20 protein-coding genes, 1 tRNA gene and 1 riboswitch are annotated in these 19,424 nt (G+C 66.5%); of the genes, 12 read left to right on the top strand and 9 right to left on the bottom strand.

Features of this window, described 5'->3' with window-relative positions; all coding sequences use genetic code 11:
• Nucleotides 1-64: 64 nt before the first annotated feature.
• Nucleotides 65-880 carry a 2OG-Fe(II) oxygenase gene (locus P6144_RS15690; RefSeq protein ID WP_277768738.1) on the bottom strand — a complete coding sequence of 272 codons (816 nt, stop codon included), beginning with the start codon at nt 878-880 and terminating at the stop codon, nt 65-67.
• Nucleotides 877-1,710 carry an LD-carboxypeptidase gene (locus tag P6144_RS15685; protein WP_277768737.1) on the bottom strand — a complete coding sequence of 278 codons (834 nt, stop codon included), beginning with the start codon at nt 1,708-1,710 and terminating at the stop codon, nt 877-879. Before P6144_RS15685 ends, P6144_RS15690 begins: the two co-directional genes overlap by 4 nt.
• 40 nt (nt 1,711-1,750) lie before the next feature.
• Here P6144_RS15685 and P6144_RS15680 point away from each other — a divergent pair, with 40 nt between their 5' ends.
• From P6144_RS15680 to P6144_RS15660, 5 genes are all read left to right on the top strand, one after another.
• Entirely contained in the window at nt 1,751-3,148 is a 1,398-nt protein-coding gene (locus P6144_RS15680) for a Mur ligase family protein (RefSeq protein WP_277768736.1), read from the top strand.
• A 91-nt stretch (nt 3,149-3,239) separates the two neighbouring features.
• Nucleotides 3,240-3,419 (top strand): hypothetical protein, encoded by a 180-nt coding sequence (locus tag P6144_RS15675; RefSeq protein WP_277768735.1) that lies wholly within the window; start codon nt 3,240-3,242, stop codon nt 3,417-3,419.
• Between the two features lie 98 nt (nt 3,420-3,517).
• On the top strand, nt 3,518-3,928 hold the full coding sequence (locus P6144_RS15670) for a hypothetical protein (protein ID WP_277768734.1): 411 nt from the start codon (nt 3,518-3,520) through the stop codon (nt 3,926-3,928).
• On the top strand, nt 3,925-4,128 hold the full coding sequence (locus P6144_RS15665) for a helix-turn-helix transcriptional regulator (protein ID WP_137862394.1): 204 nt from the start codon (nt 3,925-3,927) through the stop codon (nt 4,126-4,128). The genes P6144_RS15670 and P6144_RS15665 overlap by 4 nt, the downstream gene beginning before the upstream one ends.
• 3 nt (nt 4,129-4,131) lie before the next feature.
• Nucleotides 4,132-5,043: an alpha/beta hydrolase gene (locus P6144_RS15660; RefSeq protein WP_277768733.1), complete on the top strand. Its 912-nt coding sequence runs from the start codon at nt 4,132-4,134 to the stop codon at nt 5,041-5,043.
• A 77-nt stretch (nt 5,044-5,120) separates the two neighbouring features.
• Here the strand turns inward: P6144_RS15660 and P6144_RS15655 are convergent, their stop codons facing one another.
• Entirely contained in the window at nt 5,121-5,999 is an 879-nt protein-coding gene (locus P6144_RS15655; protein ID WP_277768732.1) for a DUF2171 domain-containing protein, read from the bottom strand.
• A 203-nt stretch (nt 6,000-6,202) separates the two neighbouring features.
• Here P6144_RS15655 and P6144_RS15650 point away from each other — a divergent pair.
• Nucleotides 6,203-6,278 (top strand) — tRNA-Ala (locus P6144_RS15650).
• A gap of 80 nt (nt 6,279-6,358) precedes the next feature.
• Here P6144_RS15650 and P6144_RS15645 read toward each other — a convergent pair.
• From P6144_RS15645 to P6144_RS15625, 5 genes are all read right to left on the bottom strand, one after another.
• Nucleotides 6,359-6,682 (bottom strand): DUF3325 family protein, encoded by a 324-nt coding sequence (locus P6144_RS15645; protein ID WP_277768731.1) that lies wholly within the window; start codon nt 6,680-6,682, stop codon nt 6,359-6,361.
• Nucleotides 6,679-8,148, bottom strand: a complete 1,470-nt coding sequence (locus tag P6144_RS15640) for a PepSY-associated TM helix domain-containing protein (protein ID WP_277768730.1) — start codon at nt 8,146-8,148, stop codon at nt 6,679-6,681. The genes P6144_RS15645 and P6144_RS15640 overlap by 4 nt, the downstream gene beginning before the upstream one ends.
• Complete coding sequence (locus P6144_RS15635; RefSeq protein ID WP_277768729.1) at nt 8,145-8,447, bottom strand: DUF3649 domain-containing protein; 303 nt, start codon at nt 8,445-8,447, stop codon at nt 8,145-8,147. Before P6144_RS15635 ends, P6144_RS15640 begins: the two co-directional genes overlap by 4 nt.
• Nucleotides 8,448-8,458: 11 nt before the next feature.
• Nucleotides 8,459-10,612, bottom strand: coding sequence for a TonB-dependent siderophore receptor (locus tag P6144_RS15630; RefSeq protein ID WP_277768728.1), 2,154 nt, complete (start codon nt 10,610-10,612; stop codon nt 8,459-8,461).
• A gap of 139 nt (nt 10,613-10,751) precedes the next feature.
• Nucleotides 10,752-10,955, bottom strand: a complete 204-nt coding sequence (locus P6144_RS15625; RefSeq protein ID WP_277768727.1) for a hypothetical protein — start codon at nt 10,953-10,955, stop codon at nt 10,752-10,754.
• Nucleotides 10,956-11,196: 241 nt separating this feature from the next.
• Here P6144_RS15625 and P6144_RS15620 point away from each other — a divergent pair, with 241 nt between their 5' ends.
• Both P6144_RS15620 and P6144_RS15615 read left to right on the top strand, forming a co-directional pair.
• Nucleotides 11,197-11,724: an alpha/beta hydrolase gene (locus P6144_RS15620; RefSeq protein WP_277768726.1), complete on the top strand. Its 528-nt coding sequence runs from the start codon at nt 11,197-11,199 to the stop codon at nt 11,722-11,724.
• Nucleotides 11,725-11,788: 64 nt separating this feature from the next.
• Nucleotides 11,789-11,967, top strand: a riboswitch (yybP-ykoY riboswitch).
• Nucleotides 11,968-11,984: 17 nt separating this feature from the next.
• Nucleotides 11,985-12,557, top strand: a complete 573-nt coding sequence (locus tag P6144_RS15615) for a TMEM165/GDT1 family protein (RefSeq protein ID WP_277768725.1) — start codon at nt 11,985-11,987, stop codon at nt 12,555-12,557.
• A 33-nt stretch (nt 12,558-12,590) separates the two neighbouring features.
• Here the strand turns inward: P6144_RS15615 and P6144_RS15610 are convergent, their stop codons facing one another.
• Entirely contained in the window at nt 12,591-13,205 is a 615-nt protein-coding gene (locus tag P6144_RS15610; RefSeq protein WP_277768724.1) for a response regulator, read from the bottom strand.
• 181 nt (nt 13,206-13,386) lie between these two features.
• On the opposite strand from P6144_RS15610, the gene P6144_RS15605 reads away from it, so the two are divergent.
• The 4 genes from P6144_RS15605 (at nt 13,387) to P6144_RS15590 (ending at nt 19,397) form a co-directional block, all read left to right on the top strand.
• Complete coding sequence (locus P6144_RS15605) at nt 13,387-13,998, top strand: TetR/AcrR family transcriptional regulator (protein ID WP_277768723.1); 612 nt, start codon at nt 13,387-13,389, stop codon at nt 13,996-13,998.
• A 355-nt stretch (nt 13,999-14,353) separates the two neighbouring features.
• Nucleotides 14,354-14,869, top strand: coding sequence for a hypothetical protein (locus P6144_RS15600; RefSeq protein ID WP_347275824.1), 516 nt, complete (start codon nt 14,354-14,356; stop codon nt 14,867-14,869).
• Nucleotides 14,866-16,128: an efflux RND transporter periplasmic adaptor subunit gene (locus P6144_RS15595; protein ID WP_277768722.1), complete on the top strand. Its 1,263-nt coding sequence runs from the start codon at nt 14,866-14,868 to the stop codon at nt 16,126-16,128. The genes P6144_RS15600 and P6144_RS15595 overlap by 4 nt, the downstream gene beginning before the upstream one ends.
• 74 nt (nt 16,129-16,202) lie before the next feature.
• Entirely contained in the window at nt 16,203-19,397 is a 3,195-nt protein-coding gene (locus P6144_RS15590; protein WP_277768721.1) for a multidrug efflux RND transporter permease subunit, read from the top strand.
• The last annotated feature ends 27 nt before the right edge of the window (nt 19,398-19,424 follow it).

Here is a 19,424-nt window from a genome sequence, read left to right as displayed (position 1 = left end):
GTCTCCCTCGGATAGGGGGATGGCATGGCATGGTTAATGACGGGTTAGGGGGTGAGTTCTTCCGCTAGCGGCGCAGCGCGTCGGATGCGGCGCTGGAATGCCACGGGCGCTCGCGAAACCATTTGGTGAGGACGTGCTTGACGCCGCCTTCGACCATCATCCCCTCGTGATGCGAATTGCGGTTGGGATGCCCGTCGCGATCGAGGTTGTTCCATACGAGCAGCACGCCCGGGGTTGGCGGCACTGCGATCGGGATCTTCGGGAAATGGGTCTGGCCGCCGCCTTCGGGTCGATCGAGATAGGCCATGGCCGTCCAGGTGCGCTGCCCGCCTTCTGCCGCGACCACGTCCGAATAGGACTGGCCGGCGGCGAAATAGTCGTTGTGCACCTTGAACTGCTGCCCCGGCGTGTAGCGCTGGCCTTGCACGGTCTCGCTATGGTCGAGCGGCTGGTTCAGCAGCGTTGCGATCCGGCGCTCGATCTCCGCAACGAGCGGCACATCGGCGGAAAGGAAGCAGGTCTCGCTGGTCCGGCGCGTCGGCGTGCCCTCCTTGCGCAGACTTAGGGAGGGCTTCACGTCGCGATCGATCATCGCGATCAACTCGATGCATTCCTCGGGGCGAATGAAGTTCTTCACCGCATAGATTTCGAGCAACGGCGTCTGGATGCGAATCGCCGCAGGGTTGGCATCAAGTGCAGTACGAACGGTGGCGCCGATCTCGGCAAGCCAGGCATTGTCCGAGCCCGGCAGGCTGGCCGGTGGCGCCTGGGATGCGGGCTGGGCCGCGGTGACGGCAGGGGTAGGGGCAGGCGCAGCCGGTGGCGGCGGCGGCGGAGCGGCGTCGGGCTTGTTGGCGCCCTGCCTGCCGAAGAGCTTCATGTCAGCCCGAACGGCACGACGCGGTTGAGGCGGACATGCCCTATCTCCGCTCGGCCGAGATAGGGCACACCCATGTCGCGGCACCAGCGGACGATCATCTCGTCGATCGTCTCGCCGAAGCTGTAGTTGCCCGAGGCCTCGCCATTGTCCTTCACCGCGCTCACCGCACCGAGCCGTACGCCCGCCACGCCCTTGAGCTGGGTGGCGTGCGCCATCTGGAACAGCATCCGGTCGATCCGGTAGAGCGGCTCGTCGACCTCCTCGATGTAGAGGACATGATCGGTCAGGTCGGGCAGATATTTGGTGCCGATCAGCGCGTTGAGGATCGACAGGTTGAAGGCGGCGGCGGGGCGGCCGTCGGCCAGCGCCGGCTCGAGCCCGCGCTTGTCGCCGTCGATCAGCCAGCCGAGCACCCAGCCTTCGGAAATACCCTCGTCCTTCTGGCCGAGCCCCGACGACATCGAGCCGTGGGCGACGCGGCCGACCCGCGCGGCATAGAGCGCGCCGAGCATGAAGCCCATGTCCGAGAAGCCGATATAGGTCTTGTGCCGTGCGGCCGGGCCGAGCTTGGGCATCACCATGTCGAGGATGCGGTTCGATCCATAGCCCCCGCGCGCGAACCAGATCGCGTCGAACGCCGAATCATTGGCATATTCGAGGAAGGCGGTGGCGCGCTGCTCGTCAGTGCCGGCGAAATGGCCCCATTCGAGATAGCATTGCGGGTGGAACACGATCTCGTGCTCCGGATAGGTCAGCGCCATGAAGGCGGAGAGCCGCAGCGACGACTCCCTGCTGACTGTCCGTGCCGGTGCGACGACTCCGATGCGCATGCCTTGCCCCTTTGCTTCGAATTGCCGATAGCGCGAGGCCATGGAGCATCGCAAACCTTACTTCTTCGTCGGCATCGGTGGTTCGGGAATGATGCCGCTCTCGATGATCCTCGCCGGGCAGGGCGCGACGGTGGCGGGATCGGATCGCAGCCTCGATTCAGGCCGGTTGCCGGCCAAGTTCGACTATCTGAAGGCGAGCGGCATCGCGCTGTTCCCGCAGGATGGCAGCGGCATCACCTCGAGCGAGCAGATCGTCGTCGCCTCGGCGGCGATCGAGGAGACGGTGCCCGATGCGCGCCGCGCCGCCGAACTGGGCAATCCGCGGATGACCCGCGCCGAGCTGAATGCCGCGCTGTTCAACGCATCGCCGCTGTCGATCGGGGTTGCCGGGACCAGCGGCAAATCGACCGTAACGGGCATGATCGGCTGGATCCTCCATGCGCTGGGCCGCGACCCGACGGTGATGAACGGAGCGGTGATGAAGAATTTCGTCACCGCCGACGCGCCCTTCGCCAGCGCGCTGGTGGGTGGCGGCACCGCCTATGTGAGCGAGGTCGACGAGAGCGACGGGTCGATCGCGCTCTATCGCGCGGGCGTGGCAGTGCTCAACAATGTCAGCCTCGACCATTTGCCGATGGAGAAGCTGATCGCGCTGTTCGGCGACTTCATCGCGCGCGCCGGCAAGGCGGTGGTCAACATGGACAATGGCGAAGGCGCGCTGTTGGCGGCGATGATGCCGCGCGACCGGCTGCTGACCTTTGCGATCGGTGCGCCGGCAGACCTGAGCGCGATCAACCTGCGCGAGCAGCGCTACGGCATCGCGTTCGAGCTGGCGCGCGAGGGCCAGGCATCGATCCCGGTGACGCTGCAGGTGCCCGGGCGCCACAACGTCTCCAATGCGCTGGCGGCGATCGGTGCCGCGGTGGCGGCGGGGATCGCCATCGAGGACGCTACCCAGGCGATCCAGGGCTTCCAGGGGCTGAAGCGCCGCTTCGAGCTGGTGGGCGAGGCGAACGACATCGCGGTGATCGACGATTTCGGGCACAACCCGGACAAGATCGCGGCGACGCTCGACACGCTTCACGCGTTCGAGGGCCGGCTGCTGCTGATGTTCCAGCCGCACGGCTATGGCCCGCTCAAGGTGATGCGCCGCGAGCTGGTGGCGATGCTCGCCGAGAAGCTGGGGCCGGACGACCTGCTGGTGCTGCCCGATCCGGTCTATCAGGGCGGCACGACCAGCCGCGAGGTGACCAGCGCAGACATCGTCGCCGATGTCGCCGCGACCGGGCGCAATGCGATGCACATCCCGGAACGCGCGGCGGCAGCGGCCCACCTCGTCGCCACGGCCCGGCCCGGCGACAGGATCGTGCTGATGGGTGCGCGCGACGATACGCTCAGCCAGCTCGCCGCGGAGATGCTGGCGCGGCTGGGACATTAAAAATCGGCAATATCGCCGGATATCTGCGGAAAAACATAGACATTCGCGGTAGAGGTGCCACCATTCCGGCGAGATTCCGGGGAGGCGGCATATGAGCCTGCTGCAGCCAATTTATTGCCTGTTGGGCAAGCACCATCGCAGCCGCGGCCGCGCATGGAATGACGGCAAAACCTATCGTTCGTGGTGCGAGGGCTGCGGCAAGCCGATGATTCGCGGCATCCATGGCTGGAATCTCGATCCCGATCCGGTGCCAGCTGCAAAGCAAGATTAGCATTTAGTCGCGGGTGCTTTCCGATATGGAAAGCAGAATTGACACATCTACGCCAAGCGATGTAAAGTGTCATTTACAAACTGCAAAGGACGCTACTCATGGCAATGAATCGGGCGCAGAAGCGCTACTCGGTTTCGGTGATGCTGCTGATGACCGGCTATGTGCTGATCCTGCTCGGCGTGATCGCCTATCACGACAATCGTCCGCTGCACGGCCCGCTTGGCTATGTCGCGGGCCTGCTGCCGGCGCTCCCGATCATCGGCGTGTTCTTCGCCATCGGGCGCTATCTTGTCGACGAGCAGGACGAGTATCTGCGCGTTCAGGTCACCCGCCAGGCGCTGATCGCCACCGGGTTCGCGCTGAGCATCGCCACGGCCTGGGGCTTTCTCGAGAATTTCGATCTCGTGCCGCACGTCTATGCCTATTACGCCGCGATCCTGTGGTTCGCGGGGCTGGGCATCGGCGGCTGCGTCAACAAGCTCGCGGCGATGCGGGGAGGTGGCGAATGATCAACCGCCTTCGCGTGTTGCGCGCCGAGCGCGCCTGGAGCCAGCAGGACCTGGCCGAGCGGCTCGACGTGTCGCGCCAGAGCGTCAACGCGATCGAGACCGGCCGCTATGACCCCTCGCTCCCGCTCGCCTTCAAGATCGCCGACCTGTTCGGCCTGACCATCGAAGAGATCTTCACCAACCCCAATCGCAAGGACTGACCGATGATCCGTCGCATTGCCTTCGCGCTGCTCGCCACCGCCAGCATCCCCGCCATCCTGGGCGCGCCGACCGCGCATGCCATGGCCGCACCGGCACTCGCCGAGACGATCCAGATGGATCATCTCTCGGTGCAGGTGATCGGCAAGGGCAGCCCGGTGATCCTGATCCCCGGCCTTTCGAGCCCGCGCGCCGTGTGGGACGGCGTGGCGCCCGAACTGGCCAAGACGCACAGCGTGTATCTCGTCCAGGTCAACGGTTTTGGCGGCGACGCGCCGGGCGCCAATCTGGGCGAGGGGCTGCTGCCTGGCATGCTTGCCGACCTGCACAAGCTGATCGCCGACAGGAAGATCGCCGGTGCGGCGGTGGTCGGCCATTCGATGGGCGGATTGCTCGCGCTGATGCTTGCCCAGGCGCATCCGGGCGATGTCGGCAAGGCGTTGATCGTCGATGCGCTGCCTTTTGTCGGATCGGCCTTCTTCCCGGGATCGACGGTGGAGTCGGTGAAGCCCCAGGCCGCGGCGATGCGCGCGCAGATGGCCGGGCTCTATGGCAAGCCGCTGCCCGAGGCGGTGGGCCAGGCGATCGCCAGCCAGAACGCGCTGAAGCCCGAATCGCGCGCGCAGGTCGCCGCCTGGATGGCCAAGGCCGATATGCGCGTCTCCGCCCAGGCGATGTACGAGGACCTCCAGACCGATCTGCGCCCCCAGCTCAAGGACATTGCCGCACCGGTCACCGTGCTGGTGCCGTGGACAGCGACGCGCGGCGGCGAGGCACCGGTGCTCGACCTCTACAGGCGCGAATATGCGGGCGCTGCGAAGGTGACGGTGCAGGGGGTGGGCGATAGCGGGCACTTCATCATGCTCGACCAGCCCGAAGCATTCCGTACGGCACTCACTGCCTGGCTGGCGGGCTGAGCGGGCACCCGCTCCGATAAAGAAGGGCCCGGGAAAGCTCCCGGGCCCAGTTTCTGCTCACTTCTGTTATCTGGGGATCAATAGGTCCCGGAAAAGCTCCGGTTGAGAGTCCGGTCGCGATTCCAGTCCTGCTCGTCGCGGCCGCCGAACAGCGCGCCGCGCTCCTCGTCCTTCCAGGCGGCCTGGGCCTCGGCCGCGGTCTTGCGCAGCGTCACCTTGTCATCGACCGACTGGATCCAGCGCGACGGGATCGAATGATGGTGGCCGCCGGCATCGCTGTCGTTCCTGGTCAGCAAGATGCGGTCGCCGCGCACCTTGTCGACAGTGCCGACATGCTCGCCGTCCGAGCCGACCACCTCCATATGCTCGTTCACCCGGCGCAGTCCGTCGCGCTGGCCCTGGCGATCGGTGCGCCAGCTGTTGAACTCGTTGTGGAAGCGCTGGGCGTTTTCGCGGCGATATTCGGCATAGTCATCGTCGAGCTCGGCGATGCGATCGCGGCGCCAGCTGCTGTAGTGGTCGTCGTCGCGCGCCTGCGCCTGACGGGCGTCGTGGCGCATATCGGCCTCGCGGCGGCGCTCGGCCTCGGTATCGCCGAACCAGGAACGGACTTCGTCTCCGGCGCGCTCGAAGAAGCCGCGCTCGCTGTCATAGCCACGGTCGCGATAGTCGCGGTCGCGGTAGCTGCGATCCTGGGCGCTATAGCCGCGGTCGTAGCGCGGGCTTTCCCAGGTGCCGCGCTCGGGGCGATAGCCGCGATTGCCGCGGTCCCATTCATTGCCGTAGTTCTGGCCGCCATATCCGTATCCGCCGCGATAGTTGCGACCACGGCCGAGTTCGCCGGCGGCGGCATATTCGCGCGCGCTCGAATAATGATCGCCCGTTTCGCGCGGGGTGCCCGCCTGATACTGGTCGTACGGGCCGAAATAGCGGGGATCGTTGTAGCGGTCGTCCATGGGAGTCCTCTCCAATGCCGGGGGTGGCGGGTTGGTGCGGATTCAGCGGACAAGGGGGGCGGTTGGTTCCGGAAAAATGCCGGTTTTCCAATGCCATTCGGCGCGCGGGCAACGCGTTTTGCCGCGCGGGGTTCAAGCCGGTTGCATTGGGGATCGCGCGCCGCTAATGGAGCGCCTCTCCGGGGTCACCCGGGACTGGCGGCGGGGCTGTAGCTCAGATGGGAGAGCGCTGCAATCGCACTGCAGAGGTCAGGGGTTCGATTCCCCTCAGCTCCACCAGCCGCCCTTGTTTCTCAATAGCTTAGATAACCGACCTCGGTGCGCCGCTCGCACCGCGCCGGTTGCGTGCGCGGGTCGAATCAGAGGAAGGGTGCGGCGAGCACCAGTAGCGCCGCGAGCGGCACGCAGGCGCGCGGCACGGCGGGGCGGTAGGTGAGCCCCAGCAGGACGATCGCGCTGACGAACGGGATCAGCCCGAACCACAGCACCAGCGCCTGGCCACCGTCGCGTGCGAAGATCGCCAGCAGCGCGGAGAGCGCGACCAGCGCCCAGCCATAGCGCGCCGGATGACGGAGCCAGGCGAGCTTGCCCTGCGCGCCGAGCAGCGGCGGGCCGTGGCGCGACATGCCGGCGGCGAGCGCGAACATGCCGAGATAGAGCAGGCCGGTGATCGCGAGGGTCATGCGGTGCGCCGCTTGCGCTCGGGGCGCTGCTTCGGGCCGCGGCGCTGCTGCACGGCGAGCCAGGCGAGCGCGGCGGCGGTGACGAGCAGCACGGCAGAGACGATACTCGGCGAGAAGGGCAGCAGCGCGGCGAGCGCACAGGCGGTGGCGGTCGCGCCGGTGAGCAGCGGCCAGGACCAGCGCGGCGGCAGCGCGGCGCCGATCAGCACGGCGGCGGCGGCGGTCCACAGCGCGACCGAGACTTCCATCTCCGCGCGCCCTGCCAGCCCCAGCGCCAGCACGCGATTGGCAAGGAGATAGGCTGCACAGCCGAGCGGCACGCCGCCGATCACGCCGGCGTTGAGGCGCTCGAGGATGCGGTTGCCAAGCGACAGCGGCGCGCGCTCGCGGCGCTTGACGATCCACAGCACCAGTCCGGTGGCGATTGCGAGCGTGAGCATTGCGCCGCCGAGGAAATAGAGCCAGCGCGTCGCGATCGGGGCGAAGCGGGCCATGTGGAGCCCGTAGACGACATTATAGGTCTGTACCGCGCCGCGATTCTCGACCCATTTGCTCAGCGGCTTGCCGGTGACTCCGCCGAAGCTCATCGCGCCGGGGTTGAAGCCGAGCTGGTCGGCATCCGAGCGGAAGGCGGTGACGACTGCGTTGCGGTCGCCCGGGTTGATCACATAGACCCGGCCAAGCGTGCCGCCGAGCTGGCGCTGCGCCTCGCGCAGCATCGGGGCGACGGGTGCAAGCGGGGCGGGGGCATTGGCCTTGGCCCGCTCGGCCACGCCCGGGGACAGGTCATGATACACTGCGGCGAGATCGTTGCCGTAATTGGCGGTGATGCCCCAGGGCATGTTGAGCGATGCGAGCGTGACGATCCCCGTGAAGGTGATCATCAGGTGGAAAGGCGTGGCGAGCACGCCCAGCGCGTTGTGGCCGTCGAGCCAGGAGCGCTGCCCCTTGGCCGGCCGGAAGGTGAAATAGTCCTTGAAGATGCGGCGGTGCGCGATGATCCCGGTGATCAGCGCGACCAGCATCACCATGCCCGCGATCGAGGCGAGCAGCCGGCCCCAAGGATAGGGCAACTCAAGCTCGAAGTGCAGGCGATAGAAGAATTCGCCGCCCAGCGTCTCGCGCGCGGCGGGGGCGCCGCTCACCGGATCGAGCGCGCGGTAGAGATACGCGCCGCCGGTATCATAGGTCGCCTCTACCGTGTTCATCCGGCCGTTCGGAACGTTGAAATACCAGGCGTTGGTATCCTTGGTGTTCTTGCCCAGCCAGTTGACGGCGGCCTGGACGGAATCGGCCGGATCGACCTTCGCGGCGTTTTCCGGGCGCATCCACTGGCCGATCTCGGACTTGAACACACTGAGCGTGCCGGCCAGGCACATGACGAACAGCACCCAGCCGAGCAACAGCCCGGTCCAGCCGTGCAACCAGGCCATGACCTGGCGGACGCCCTCGCGGATCGCGCTCATGCCGGGGCTCCGGCCCACCAGGCGATCGCGGCGAACAGCGCGCCGAGCGCGAGCACGCCGGCCCAGGCGCGCCACGGTCCGCGGGCAAGGAACGCCCAGATCGTGACGGCGGGGCCGACCAGGTAGGCGAGCAGCGTTGCCGGGATCGTCGCGTCGACGCGGGGCATGGGCAGCGTCCGCGCCAGTGCCGCGGCGAACAGCGCGGCGACGGCATAGGCGCCGATCGTTCCCGCTACCGTTCGTGCCGCGACATTGGCCCGATACCGCCATCCCTGTCTCTGTTGTCCCGCCCCTGCCACGTGTCCGGTTCTTAGTAGTTGAAGCTCAGCGCGACGCTAACGCTGCGCGGCGCGGCATAATAGGCCTGACCCCACATCAGGCTGCCAAGGTATTTCTCGTTACCAACGTTGCGCACGTTGACGCTGGCGCGGACCTTGTCGACCAGGCGGATGCTGCCCATCAGGTCGAGCACCGCATAGGCCTTTTGCTTCAGGATCACGTCGCCGGTGACGACGCCGTACGCCTGCACATTGGGATCGGCATAGGTGATGTCGCCCTGCCAGCGCAGCTGCGCGCCGAGCTTGAGGTCGTTGAACTGCGGCACCGTGTAGGTGGAGGCGAGCTTCAGCGACTTGCGCGGCAGGAAGGTGCGGGCGGGATCGCCGGCATCGTTCTCGATCTTCAGCCCGGTATAGCCGCCGCTGATCGACCAGTTGTCTGTCACCTTGCCCGAGACTTCGAGCTCGAAGCCCTTCGACGTGGTGTTCTCCGCGTCATAATAGCTGTCGCCTGCACGGCAGGTGGAGCCGTCGCAGGTGCCGGCATAGGCGGCGAGGCCCTTCTGCTTGGCGCGGAACAGCGAGGCGGTGGCATAGAGCCGGCCGCCGAACCACTCGCTCTTGATGCCGCCCTCGATGCTGCTGCCCTTGGCCGGATCGAGCCGCGCGCCGGAGACCAGGATCTCGCTCTGCGGATTGAAGATGTCGGTATAGCTTGCGTAGAGCGAGACGTTCGGCGTCACCGAATAGAGCACGCCGACATAGGGGCTGACGCCGCTGTTCTTGCGCGACTGATCGGTGCCGTAGGAGTCGCCGATCGATTCCAGCCAGGTCGCGCTGACGCCGACCACGGCCTTGAGCTGGTCCGTCAGGTTGAGGTGCGCGGCGCCGTAAGCGCGCTTGATCCGATCCGAATAGTCGGCGGCGAGATATTCGCCGGGATAGCTCGGCTCGGGGATGCCGATGCGGCCGAGATCCTGGACGGCGGGATAGTCGATCGCGTCGAGCGAGAAATTCTCCCACTCATGCGCATCGGTGCGGCCGCTCGATGCGCCGAATGCCAACTGGTGCTCGCGGCCGAACAGCTTGACCGGGCCGGAGACATAGAAGTCGCCGATATACTGGTCATAGACCGACGGATAGATGCCGGCCATGCCGCCCAGGCCGAGCCCGGTAGCCTTGTCCGGATAGCCATAGGCATAGAGCAGCTTGGCGTCGTAGCTGAGGCGCCGATAGGTGGCGATCGTCTTCGCCGACCAGCCGCCGCCCAGCTCATAGGCAAGCTCGGCCCAGCCGGTCTGGTCGAGCGTGTTCCAATAGGTCCAGTCGGCCGCGGTCGAGGCCGAGACGGGATAGGGGACGCGCGTGCCGTCGGTATAGGTGAGCGGCAGCGAGCCCCACATCACGCCCGAGGCGTCATTGTCCTGGCGGGTATAGCCGGCAGTGAGGGTCAGCCCGTCGGCCAGCTTCGCGCGCAGCGTCGCGCCGAACACGTCGCGATTGACGTGGTTATAGTCGAGATGGCTGTCGCCGTCCTGATGCGCATAGGTCAGCCGGATCGCGAACCTGTCATTGAGCGGCACCGAGACATCGGCTTCGGCGCGCCACTGGTTCCAGGTGCCGTAGCGGATGCTGCCGCTGGCCTGGAAATCGTCGGTCGGGCGCTTGCGAATATAGTTGATTGTGGCGGACGGGTTGCCGACGCCGGTCATGATCGCATTGGCGCCGCGGATCGCCTCGACCCGATCGAACAGCGCGGTGTCGATATCGCCGAACTGGATGTTGGCGATCAGCGGCATGCCGATGCCGTCGAACTGGAAATTGGTGACGTCGAAGCCGCGCGCGTTGAAATAGGTGCGGTCGGTCTCGACCCGCTCGACATTGATGCCCACCGTCTGGGTGAGCAGGTCGTTGACGTTGCTCAGCGCGAAATCGTCGATGCGCGCGCGGTCGATGATCGTGATCGACTGCGGCGTTTCCTTCGGGGTCAGCGCCAGGCCGGTTGCCGAGGGCGTCTTCTGCTCGACCGTGCCGGTGACGACGATCTCGTCGCGCGGCTTGTCCTGGTCCTCGGTGCCGTCCGGGCCGGCGGCCCAGGCAGCGGTCGGCAGGAGGAGCGTAGCGCTGACGAGCAGCGCGCGGCGGAAGTTGGAGCGCATGTCGGATCCCTTTTCGACGCGAAACATTTTGCGCGGCCGATAGGGAAGCACATATTGCGAGTCAATCGCATTAGCGATTTCATTCTATTGCAGCGTTTTACGGGCCCGCAACATTGGCGCAGAGCCGGCCCGGCCGCATGCGCTCGGCCGGACCGGAAGAAAGGACTCAGGCCGGCTTGGCGCCCGCCGTCCCGCATTTCACGAACTTGCCCTTGGCATCCTTGCAGCGAGCCGGCTTGGCAGGCGCGGCCTTGGCCGGGCAGGCGACGAACTTGCCATGTGCATCGCGGCACGGCCCCGCCGCCAGCGAGGGCGAGGCGGCGGCGAGCATGGCGACCGAGGCGCCGGCGATCATCAAACGCTTGAACATGGGCACTTCTCCCGTTTCCCTCAGATTAGGGAGGCCGAAAGCTGCGCCCCGCCAAATGTCTTCCGGCTGTCGTCAGGATGAACTTTCGGCAATATTAGGCGCTGCACCGCACCAAAATGCGATCGATTATTTCGGCGCGCCGGCAAAACGGACTGGCGCACGGGCAATTGCATAGTGCGCCAGTAGGAATAGCCTGCCGACTCGTTGAGCGTGATTCCCCTTTTGCCAGGGAGACAAACGAATGCCCGAGAATGGCCTCTTCGATACGTCGCTTCCGACTCTCACGATCTTCGACCGTGCCGATCGTCCTGCGCGCAGCCTGCTGGCGCATGCCGGGCAGATCATCGAGCTGGGCGCGGGCGGTGGCGGGCGCAACCTGTGGGCCGCGCGGCTCGACGAGGCCGTGCGCCTCACCGAGCGGCCGGTGATCCTGGTGGCGCACGGCATCGGCTGCTTCGCCGTGACCTGGTGGGCGCGGCTCTCGCCAGCCTCCTATGTGGAGAAGGTAGCCGGTGCCGTGTTCGTCCGCCCGCTCGGATCGGCGGTGCGGGCATCGCCCGAGCAACTCTTTGCCGGACCAAGGCTGCGCATCGCCTTCCCTTCGATCCTGGCGGACACCGGGGCGGATGCCGCAGCGCTGGCCCGCGACTGGGGCAGCCGTTTCCTCGATTCGAGCCCGGTGCGCTCGATCGGCGACCTGCTCGCCTCTCTGCGCGGCGACGGGGGTGAGGCGGCGGAACCCACGCCACGGCATCTCAGCCTGGCCTGAGGCAGAAAATACTGGATTCGGCGGGGCGCCTCCCCTAGGGCGCGCCTTGTGCTGCTGTGTGCAGCAACTCGCTATTTGGGGAGTAGCCAGCCGCGCTTCGGCGCGGGCTCCCGCGTCAACATACTTGGCCGAGAGGCCATGGCGCGGAAGGGACGGGACCACCGTTCGGGCGAGACCAATGGCGTCGCATCTCCGCTCTTGCCGGGCGGGGAGATGCGATGTCGTTGGATTTCGTCTCCGTCCGGCCCGGAGTTTGTCCCTTGCTCGAAGCCCTGCTCAGCTCGACCGCGCTCGTTGCCCTTGCGGAGATTGGCGACAAGACGCAGCTGCTCGCCATCCTGCTCGCTACCCGTTTCAAGAAGCCTGTGCCGATCATCCTCGGTATCCTGGTTGCGACGCTGGCCAACCACTTCCTCGCCGCGCTTGTCGGCTCGGAGGCTGCGGCGCTGCTGTCGGGCGCCTGGTTCCGCTACCTGATCGCGGCTTCGTTCATCGCGATGGGGCTGTGGACGCTGATCCCGGACAAGATCGACGATCTCGAGGACAAGCCGGCGCGCTTCGGCGCGTTCGTCACCACTGCGATCGCCTTCTTCCTGGTCGAGATGGGCGACAAGACGCAGCTCGCCACGGTGGCGCTGGGTGCGCGCTTCCACAATGTCTGGGCGGTTACCGCGGGCACCACGCTGGGCATGATGCTCGCCAACGTGCCGGCGGTGTTGCTGGGCAATGCGCTGTTGAAGCGGGTGCCGCTCAAGCTGGTGCACGGCATCGCCGCAGTGCTGTTCATCGCCGCCGGCGTCTGGATGCTCGTCGAGACGGCGGGGTGGTTCTGAAATGCTGGGCTCCTGGGCCCCTCAGCAAGAGGATCAGATCTCGCCCATCTCGGCGGTGAAGGTGACGCGGAGCGCTTCCGAGAGGCTGCGCGCGCCCAGCTTCTGCATCAAGTTGGCGCGGTGGACTTCCACCGTCCGCGGACTGATGCCGAGATCATAGGCAATGGTCTTGTTGGGATAGCCGGCGGCGAGCCCGTCCAGCACTTCGCGCTCGCGCGCCGAGAGGCTGGCAAGCTGGGTGCGGGCGGCATCGGTGCGCGAGGCGCCCCCGGTCTCGTCGATCCGCGCGAACGCCTTGTCGATCGCGGCGAGCAGCTGATCGGCCTCGAACGGCTTTTCGAGGAAGTCGACCGCGCCGGCCTGCATCGCCTTGACCGCGATCGTCACGTCGCCATGCCCGGTGAGCACAATGACCGGCATGCTCGCCGCGCGCGCGCTCAACTGCTGCTGCACCAGCAGCCCGTCCATCTCGGGCATGCGGATGTCGAGCAACACGCATCCCGGCTCGACATTGCGAAGTTCCCGCAGGAAGACGGCGCCCGAGGGCCAGGATCGAACTGAATATCCCGTGGTCTGGAGCATGAATCCGATCGAGTTGCGGACGCTGTCTTCATCGTCGATGATGTGTACGAGACGCCGGTCACTCATGCATGATGCTCCGCTTGATGACAGGCACATCGCCGAATCGCGGGCCCTCATCATTGCGGAGGCGTAATCCCCGGACTGCGCACTTTCACATCCGTGAAAATACAATGGTTAACGACGTGGAACGCGGAAGCGACGAAGCGCATTGGACTTTTTCCCGCTTCGTTATTATGTACCGGTCATTATGGAAATCACCGCCTGCCATGCTGCCAAGGGGCGCCCCCGCGAATTCGACACCGACTCGGCGTTGACCGCGGCGCTGCGCGTCTTCTGGACCAAGGGCTATGAAGGCGCTTCGCTGTCCGACCTGACCGACGCGATGGGGATTACCCGGCCGAGCCTCTATGCTGCGTTCGGCAACAAGGAGGCGCTCTTCAAGAAGACGCTCGACCTCTATCAGCGCGAGAAGCTCGATTACATGGGCAAGGCGCTCGATGCCCCCACCGCGCGCGGTGTGGCGGAGCGGCTGCTGCAGGGTGCGGTCGAGATGCAGATGAGCACCTGCGATCCCAAGGGCTGCATGGGCGTGATCAATTCGGTCGCTTGCGGGACCGAGGCCGAATCGATCCGTGCCGAGGTGCTCGCGCGCGGCGCGATCGTGCGGCAGCAGCTGGTCGATCGCTTCGAGCGCGCCAAGCAGGAAGGCGATCTGCCCGCCGATACCGATGTGATCGGGCTGACCACCTATCTGTTCGCCCTGCTGCAAGGTATTGCGCTGCAGGCAGGCGGCGGCACGTCGTGCGCCGACCTGAAGAAGCTGATGGACACCAGCCTGGCCTGCTGGCCGAGCAAGTAAGCTGAATCAATTCCTCCCCGGAACGGGGAGGGGGACCGCTCGCACAGCGAGTGGTGGAGGGGGCCCGCCAACCGCGGGCCTCTTATTGGTGGAGAGCGGGACCCCTCCACCAAGCCGCTTCGCGCCTTGGTCCCCCTCCCCGTTCCGGGGAGGATTTGAAGTTTTTTCTTCCCGATCTCGACAAAAAATACCGTCCGGTATAAAAATGCCCTTGACGCAGCGCAGCACGATTTCTATACCATTCAGTATAGAAATGAGGGAAGCTGCCGAAGCGAGGGAATGGGACCAGGGTCCCGACCCGAACCTCCAGCAGCGCTGAAATTTTGACAGGACCGGGACGGTGCGCCGCAGACACATGCGTCTGCGCGAAAGCCTCGTCTCGTGCCGGTTGGGGATGACCGGAAATGCCGGCGGAAACAGCTTCCGCGCGGCACGGGGAGGCTTTTGCCTGCCGCCGGGCAACATGCAGGAGGAGACGATCATGGCCTATCTCAACTTCGCCGCGCTCCAGGGCAGCCCGATCGCGATGCCCGCCGATGTCCTCCCGGTCAGCGGCTTTTCCGCGCTCGAATGGCAGGTCGTCGCGATCGCGCAGCAGGACCGGCTCTCGTCGCTGGAGAAGCCCGGCCGCCTTTCGGTGGCGCTGGGCATGATCTTCGGGGGTGAGTCTCCCAATCCGAAACTCGCGGATCAGAAGCTGGAGGCGCTGCGCCGCCTTTCGGTACTGGCCTGGCACAAGGGCTATGCCCTGCCGCGCCACGAGATCCGCGCCTTCCACGAAGCGGGCTTCACGCCCGAGCAATATGAAACGCTGCTCGCAAGCATCAGCCGCGGCCGGGCAGCCCTGAATCAGGGGAAGCGATTCCAATGAACATGATCTCGCGCATCGAAACCGAGACGGGCGACGTCTCGGCCCGTATCCGCCGCATGCCGCTGTGGCAGCGCGGCAGCCTGATCGCGCTGCCTGTGGTGCTCGTCGCCGCCGGGCTGGGCATTGCCAGCAAGGACGCGCCCGCCGCGGTCGGCGCGCCGCCACCGCCGGTGGTGACCGTGGCCAACCCGCTCGTTCGCGACATCAACGAGTGGGACGATTATGTCGGCCGCTTCGAGCCGAGCCGCGCCGTCGAGGTGCGTCCGCGCGTCTCTGGGGCGATCACCGGCGTGCACTTCACCGACGGTGCGATCGTCCAGAAGGGCCAGCTGCTTTTCTCGATCGACCAGCGGCCCTTCGCCGCGGCGCTTGCCGAGGCGCGGGCGGGGCTGGCGAGCGCTCAGAGCGATCTCGCGCTCGCCCAGTCCGACCTGAGCCGCGCCGAGCGTCTCGTCTCGGTCGAGGCGGTGTCGAAGAGCGATGTCGAACGGCTCCAGGCCCGCGTCCGTGCCGCTGGTGCGGCGGTATCCGCCGCCCAGGCCCGGGTGCGCAGCCGCGCACTCGACATGGAGTTCACCCAGGTCCGCGCGCCGATCGCCGGCCGCATCTCGGATCGCCGCGTCGATCCGGGCAACCTGGTCGCGGCGGGCGAAGGGCAAGGCGGTTCGCTGCTGACCACGATCAATGCGCTCGACCCGATCTACTTCACCTTCGACGGGTCCGAGGCGCTGTTCCTCAAGACCAAGCGCGCGAAGGAAGCGGGCGCCCAGGCCTCGCCGGTGGAGATCCGCCTGCAGGACGAGACCGATTACAAGTGGAAGGGCAAGCTCGACTTCACCGATAACGGCCTCGATCCCAAGTCGGGCACGATCCGCGGGCGCGCGGTGCTGAGCAATCCGGGCATGTTCCTGACGCCGGGCATGTTCGGCAACATGCGCCTCTCGGCCGGCGGCACGACCCAGGCGCTGATGGTGCCCGATGCCGCGATCCAGACCGACCAGGCGCGCAAGCTGGTGCTCACCGTGGGCAAGGACGGCACCGTTGCGCCCAAGCCGGTGACGCTCGGCCCCGTGGTCGATGGCCTGCGGGTCGTCCGCTCGGGCCTGACCGCCCAGGACCAGGTGGTGATCTCCGGCACCCAGTTCGCGGCGCCGGGCGGCAAGGTGAACCCGAAGCCGGGCAAGATCACGCCGACCGCAACCAGTCAGGCGCCGGCCCTCACGGCGCCGGTCACGGGCGAAGCAACCTTCGCGCGTTGACCATCAGCCGCCGGCTCTCCCCAGGGGCCGGCGGCTGAACTCTTTTCCGAACTCAATTCACGAGGAGTGGCCCGATGCGCCTCTCGCGGTTCTTCATCACGCGCCCGATCTTCGCGGCCGTCATCGCGGTGATCATCACGATCATCGGTGCGATCGCCTATCTCGCGCTGCCGATTTCGCAATATCCTGACATCGTCCCGCCGACGGTGACGGTCACCGCTTCCTATCCCGGCGCCTCGGCCGAGACGGTCGCGGAGACGGTCGCCGCGCCGATCGAGCAGGAGATCAACGGCGTCGACGACATGCTCTACCAGTCGTCGCAGTCCACGGGTGACGGCAACGTCACCATCACCGTCACCTTCAAGTCCGGCACCAATCTCGATGCTGCGCAGGTGCTCGTGCAGAACCGTGTCCAGGTGGCGGTCCCGCGCCTGCCCGAGGAAGTGCAGCGCCTGGGCGTCGTCACCCGCAAGACCACGCCGGACTTCCTGCTGGTGGTGAACCTGATCTCGCCCGACAAGTCGGTCGATCGCGAATATATCTCCAACTATGCGCTGACCCAGGTGAAGGACCGCCTGGCCCGTGTCGAAGGCGTGGGCGACGTGCGCATGTTCGGCGCGCGCGACTATGCGATGCGCGTCTGGATCGATCCGGGCCGCGCCGCCGCGCTCAACCTGACCGCGGGCGACATCGTCCAGGCGCTGCGTGCGCAGAACGTCCAGGTTGCCGCCGGCACGCTCGGCCAGCCGGGCAGCACGCCCACCGGCAATGCCTTCCAGCTCAACATCGAGACGCAGGGCCGTCTGAAGGACCCGGCGGAGTTCGGGCAGGTCGTGATCCGCACCGATGCCGATGGGCACCAGGTGCGTGTGAGCGACGTGGCGCGCGTCGAACTGGGCGCGGCGGACTATTCGTCCAACACCTATCTCTCCAACCAGCCGACCGTGATCCTCGCCGTCTTCCAGCGCCCAGGCTCGAACGCCCTCGCCGCTGCCAATGCGGTGCAGGACCAATTGAAGCTGATGTCGAAGAACTTCCCCAAGGGGCTGGAATATCGCGTCATCTACAACCCGACCGAGTTCATCTCGCAGTCGATCGACGCGGTCTATCACACGCTGGGCGAGGCGATCCTGCTCGTCGTGCTGGTGGTGATCGTCTTCCTCCAGAAGTGGCGCGCGGCGATCATCCCGGTGCTGGCCATCCCGGTCTCGCTGATCGGCACGATGGCGGTGCTGCTGCCGCTCGGTTACTCGCTCAACAACCTCTCGCTGTTCGGCCTCGTCCTCGCGATCGGCATCGTCGTCGATGACGCGATCGTCGTGGTCGAGAATGTCGAGCGCAACCTGGCGCGGGGGATGACGCCGCTCCAGGCGGCGCGGACCTCAATGGACGAAGTCTCCGGCGCGCTCGTCGCGATCGTGCTGGTGCTGCTGGCGGTGTTCCTGCCGACGCTGTTCCTCAACGGCCTGTCGGGCGCCTTCTACAAGCAGTTCGCAGTGACGATCTCGGCTGCGACCGCGATCTCGCTGCTCGTCTCGCTCACCCTGTCGCCGGCGATGGCCGCGGTGCTGCTCAAGCATCACGAGGGCGAAGCCAAGGGCCCGCTCGGTCGCCTGGTCAAGCGCGGCGCCGATGCGTTCAACAACGGCTTCGAGCGGATGAGCGTGGGCTATGCCAAGCTCACCCGCGTGCTGGTGACGCGCCCGAAGCGGATGATGCTGACCTATGTCGGGCTGATCGCCGCGACGATCGGCATGTTCTGGGTGACGCCCGTCGGCTTCATCCCGCAGCAGGACCAGGGATACTTCCTCACCGTCATCCAGCTGCCGCCGGGCTCTTCGCTCGAGCGGACGGACGAAGTGATGCGCAAGGTGGTCGCCCGCATCCTGCCGATCCCGGGGGTGAAGGGATCGGTGATGCTCGCCGGCTTCGACGGCCCGTCGCAGACGCTCGCGCCGAACTCGGCCGCTGCATATGTCCCGCTGCAATCCTTCGAGGAGCGCAAGAAGCTGGGCGTCAGCATCGAGGACATCATGAACGAGGCGCGCAAGCGCACCGCCGACATCAACGAGGCGATGCTGCTGGTCGTCCCCCCGCCCGTGATCCAAGGCATCGGCTCGGCCGGTGGCTACCGGATGATGGTCGAGGACCGCGCCGAGCATGGCTATGAGGAACTGGGCAAGACGGCCTATGGGCTGATCGGCAAGGCCAACCAGACCCCCGGGCTGAAGCAGATTTACACCTTCTACAACACTGCCACCCCGCGCGTGTTCGCCGATATCGACCGTCGCAAGGCGGACATGCTCGGCGTGCCGCCGGAGCGGGTGTTCGAGGCGCTCAACGTCTATCTCGGCTCGGCCTTCGTGAACGACTTCAACATGCTCGGCCGCACCTACCGGGTGACCGCGCAGGCTGACGCACCGTTCCGCGCCACCGAGGCGGACATCGCCAACCTCAAGACCCGCTCGAACAGCGGCGCAATGGTGCCGATCGGTTCGGTCTCGACCTTCGAGAACAAGACCGGCCCGTACCGTGTGACGCGCTACAACCTGTTCCCGGCAGTCGAAGTCGATGGCGACACTGCCCCCGGCTACAGCTCGGGCACCTCGCTCGACACGATGGAGAAGCTCGCGAGCGAGCTGCCTGCCGGCTATGGTGCCGAGTGGACCGGCATCGCCTATCAGCAGAAGGCGGCCGGCAGCACTGCCGGGCTGGTCTTCGCGCTGGCGGTGGTGTTCGTCTTCCTGGTGTTGGCGGCGCAGTATGAAAGCCTGACCATGCCGCTGGCGATCATCCTGATCGTGCCGATGTGCCTGCTCGCGGCGATGGCCGGCGTGAACCTTCGGGGCATGGACAATAACGTCCTTACCCAGATCGGTCTCGTCGTGCTGATCGCGCTGGCGGCGAAGAACGCGATCCTCGTGGTCGAGTTCGCCAAGCAGGCCGAGGAGCAGGATGGCCTGTCGCCGGTGGAAGCCGCGGTGCGTGCCGCGCGCGATCGCCTGCGGCCGATCCTGATGACCTCGTTCGCCTTCATCCTCGGCGCTGTGCCGCTGCTGATCGCGAGCGGCGCGGGTGCGGAGCTCCGCCAGGCGCTCGGTACCGCGGTGTTCTTCGGGATGATGGGCGTGACTGCGTTCGGCCTGCTCTTCACGCCGACCTTCTACGTCGTCTGCCGCGCGCTGGGGGACCGCCTGGCGCGGCTCCGCCCGCGCAAGGCGGCGGCCGGTGAAGGTGGCCACGAGCCGGCGTTGCAGCCGGCTGAATAAGCACCCGTTCCCCGGCGAAAGCCGGGG

This window comes from Sphingomonas sp. HITSZ_GF, from assembly GCF_029543155.1.
In the GTDB taxonomy this organism is placed as follows: domain Bacteria; phylum Pseudomonadota; class Alphaproteobacteria; order Sphingomonadales; family Sphingomonadaceae; genus Sphingomonas.
The sequence above is the reverse complement of the archived record's forward strand: the minus strand, read 5'-3'. Positions and strand labels throughout refer to the sequence as shown.

Coding starts and splice junctions, on each gene's coding strand:
- P6144_RS15690 (WP_277768738.1), bottom strand. CDS start 880: ATGAAGCTCTTCGGCAGGCAGGGCGCCAACAAGCCCGACGCCGCTCCG.
- P6144_RS15685 (WP_277768737.1), bottom strand. CDS start 1,710: ATGCGCATCGGAGTCGTCGCACCGGCACGGACAGTCAGCAGGGAGTCG.
- P6144_RS15680 (WP_277768736.1), top strand. CDS start 1,751: ATGGAGCATCGCAAACCTTACTTCTTCGTCGGCATCGGTGGTTCGGGA.
- P6144_RS15675 (WP_277768735.1), top strand. CDS start 3,240: ATGAGCCTGCTGCAGCCAATTTATTGCCTGTTGGGCAAGCACCATCGC.
- P6144_RS15670 (WP_277768734.1), top strand. CDS start 3,518: ATGGCAATGAATCGGGCGCAGAAGCGCTACTCGGTTTCGGTGATGCTG.
- P6144_RS15665 (WP_137862394.1), top strand. CDS start 3,925: ATGATCAACCGCCTTCGCGTGTTGCGCGCCGAGCGCGCCTGGAGCCAG.
- P6144_RS15660 (WP_277768733.1), top strand. CDS start 4,132: ATGATCCGTCGCATTGCCTTCGCGCTGCTCGCCACCGCCAGCATCCCC.
- P6144_RS15655 (WP_277768732.1), bottom strand. CDS start 5,999: ATGGACGACCGCTACAACGATCCCCGCTATTTCGGCCCGTACGACCAG.
- P6144_RS15645 (WP_277768731.1), bottom strand. CDS start 6,682: ATGACCCTCGCGATCACCGGCCTGCTCTATCTCGGCATGTTCGCGCTC.
- P6144_RS15640 (WP_277768730.1), bottom strand. CDS start 8,148: ATGAGCGCGATCCGCGAGGGCGTCCGCCAGGTCATGGCCTGGTTGCAC.
- P6144_RS15630 (WP_277768728.1), bottom strand. CDS start 10,612: ATGTTTCGCGTCGAAAAGGGATCCGACATGCGCTCCAACTTCCGCCGC.
- P6144_RS15625 (WP_277768727.1), bottom strand. CDS start 10,955: ATGTTCAAGCGTTTGATGATCGCCGGCGCCTCGGTCGCCATGCTCGCC.
- P6144_RS15620 (WP_277768726.1), top strand. CDS start 11,197: ATGCCCGAGAATGGCCTCTTCGATACGTCGCTTCCGACTCTCACGATC.
- P6144_RS15610 (WP_277768724.1), bottom strand. CDS start 13,205: ATGAGTGACCGGCGTCTCGTACACATCATCGACGATGAAGACAGCGTC.
- P6144_RS15605 (WP_277768723.1), top strand. CDS start 13,387: ATGGAAATCACCGCCTGCCATGCTGCCAAGGGGCGCCCCCGCGAATTC.
- P6144_RS15600 (WP_347275824.1), top strand. CDS start 14,354: ATGCGTCTGCGCGAAAGCCTCGTCTCGTGCCGGTTGGGGATGACCGGA.
- P6144_RS15595 (WP_277768722.1), top strand. CDS start 14,866: ATGAACATGATCTCGCGCATCGAAACCGAGACGGGCGACGTCTCGGCC.
- P6144_RS15590 (WP_277768721.1), top strand. CDS start 16,203: ATGCGCCTCTCGCGGTTCTTCATCACGCGCCCGATCTTCGCGGCCGTC.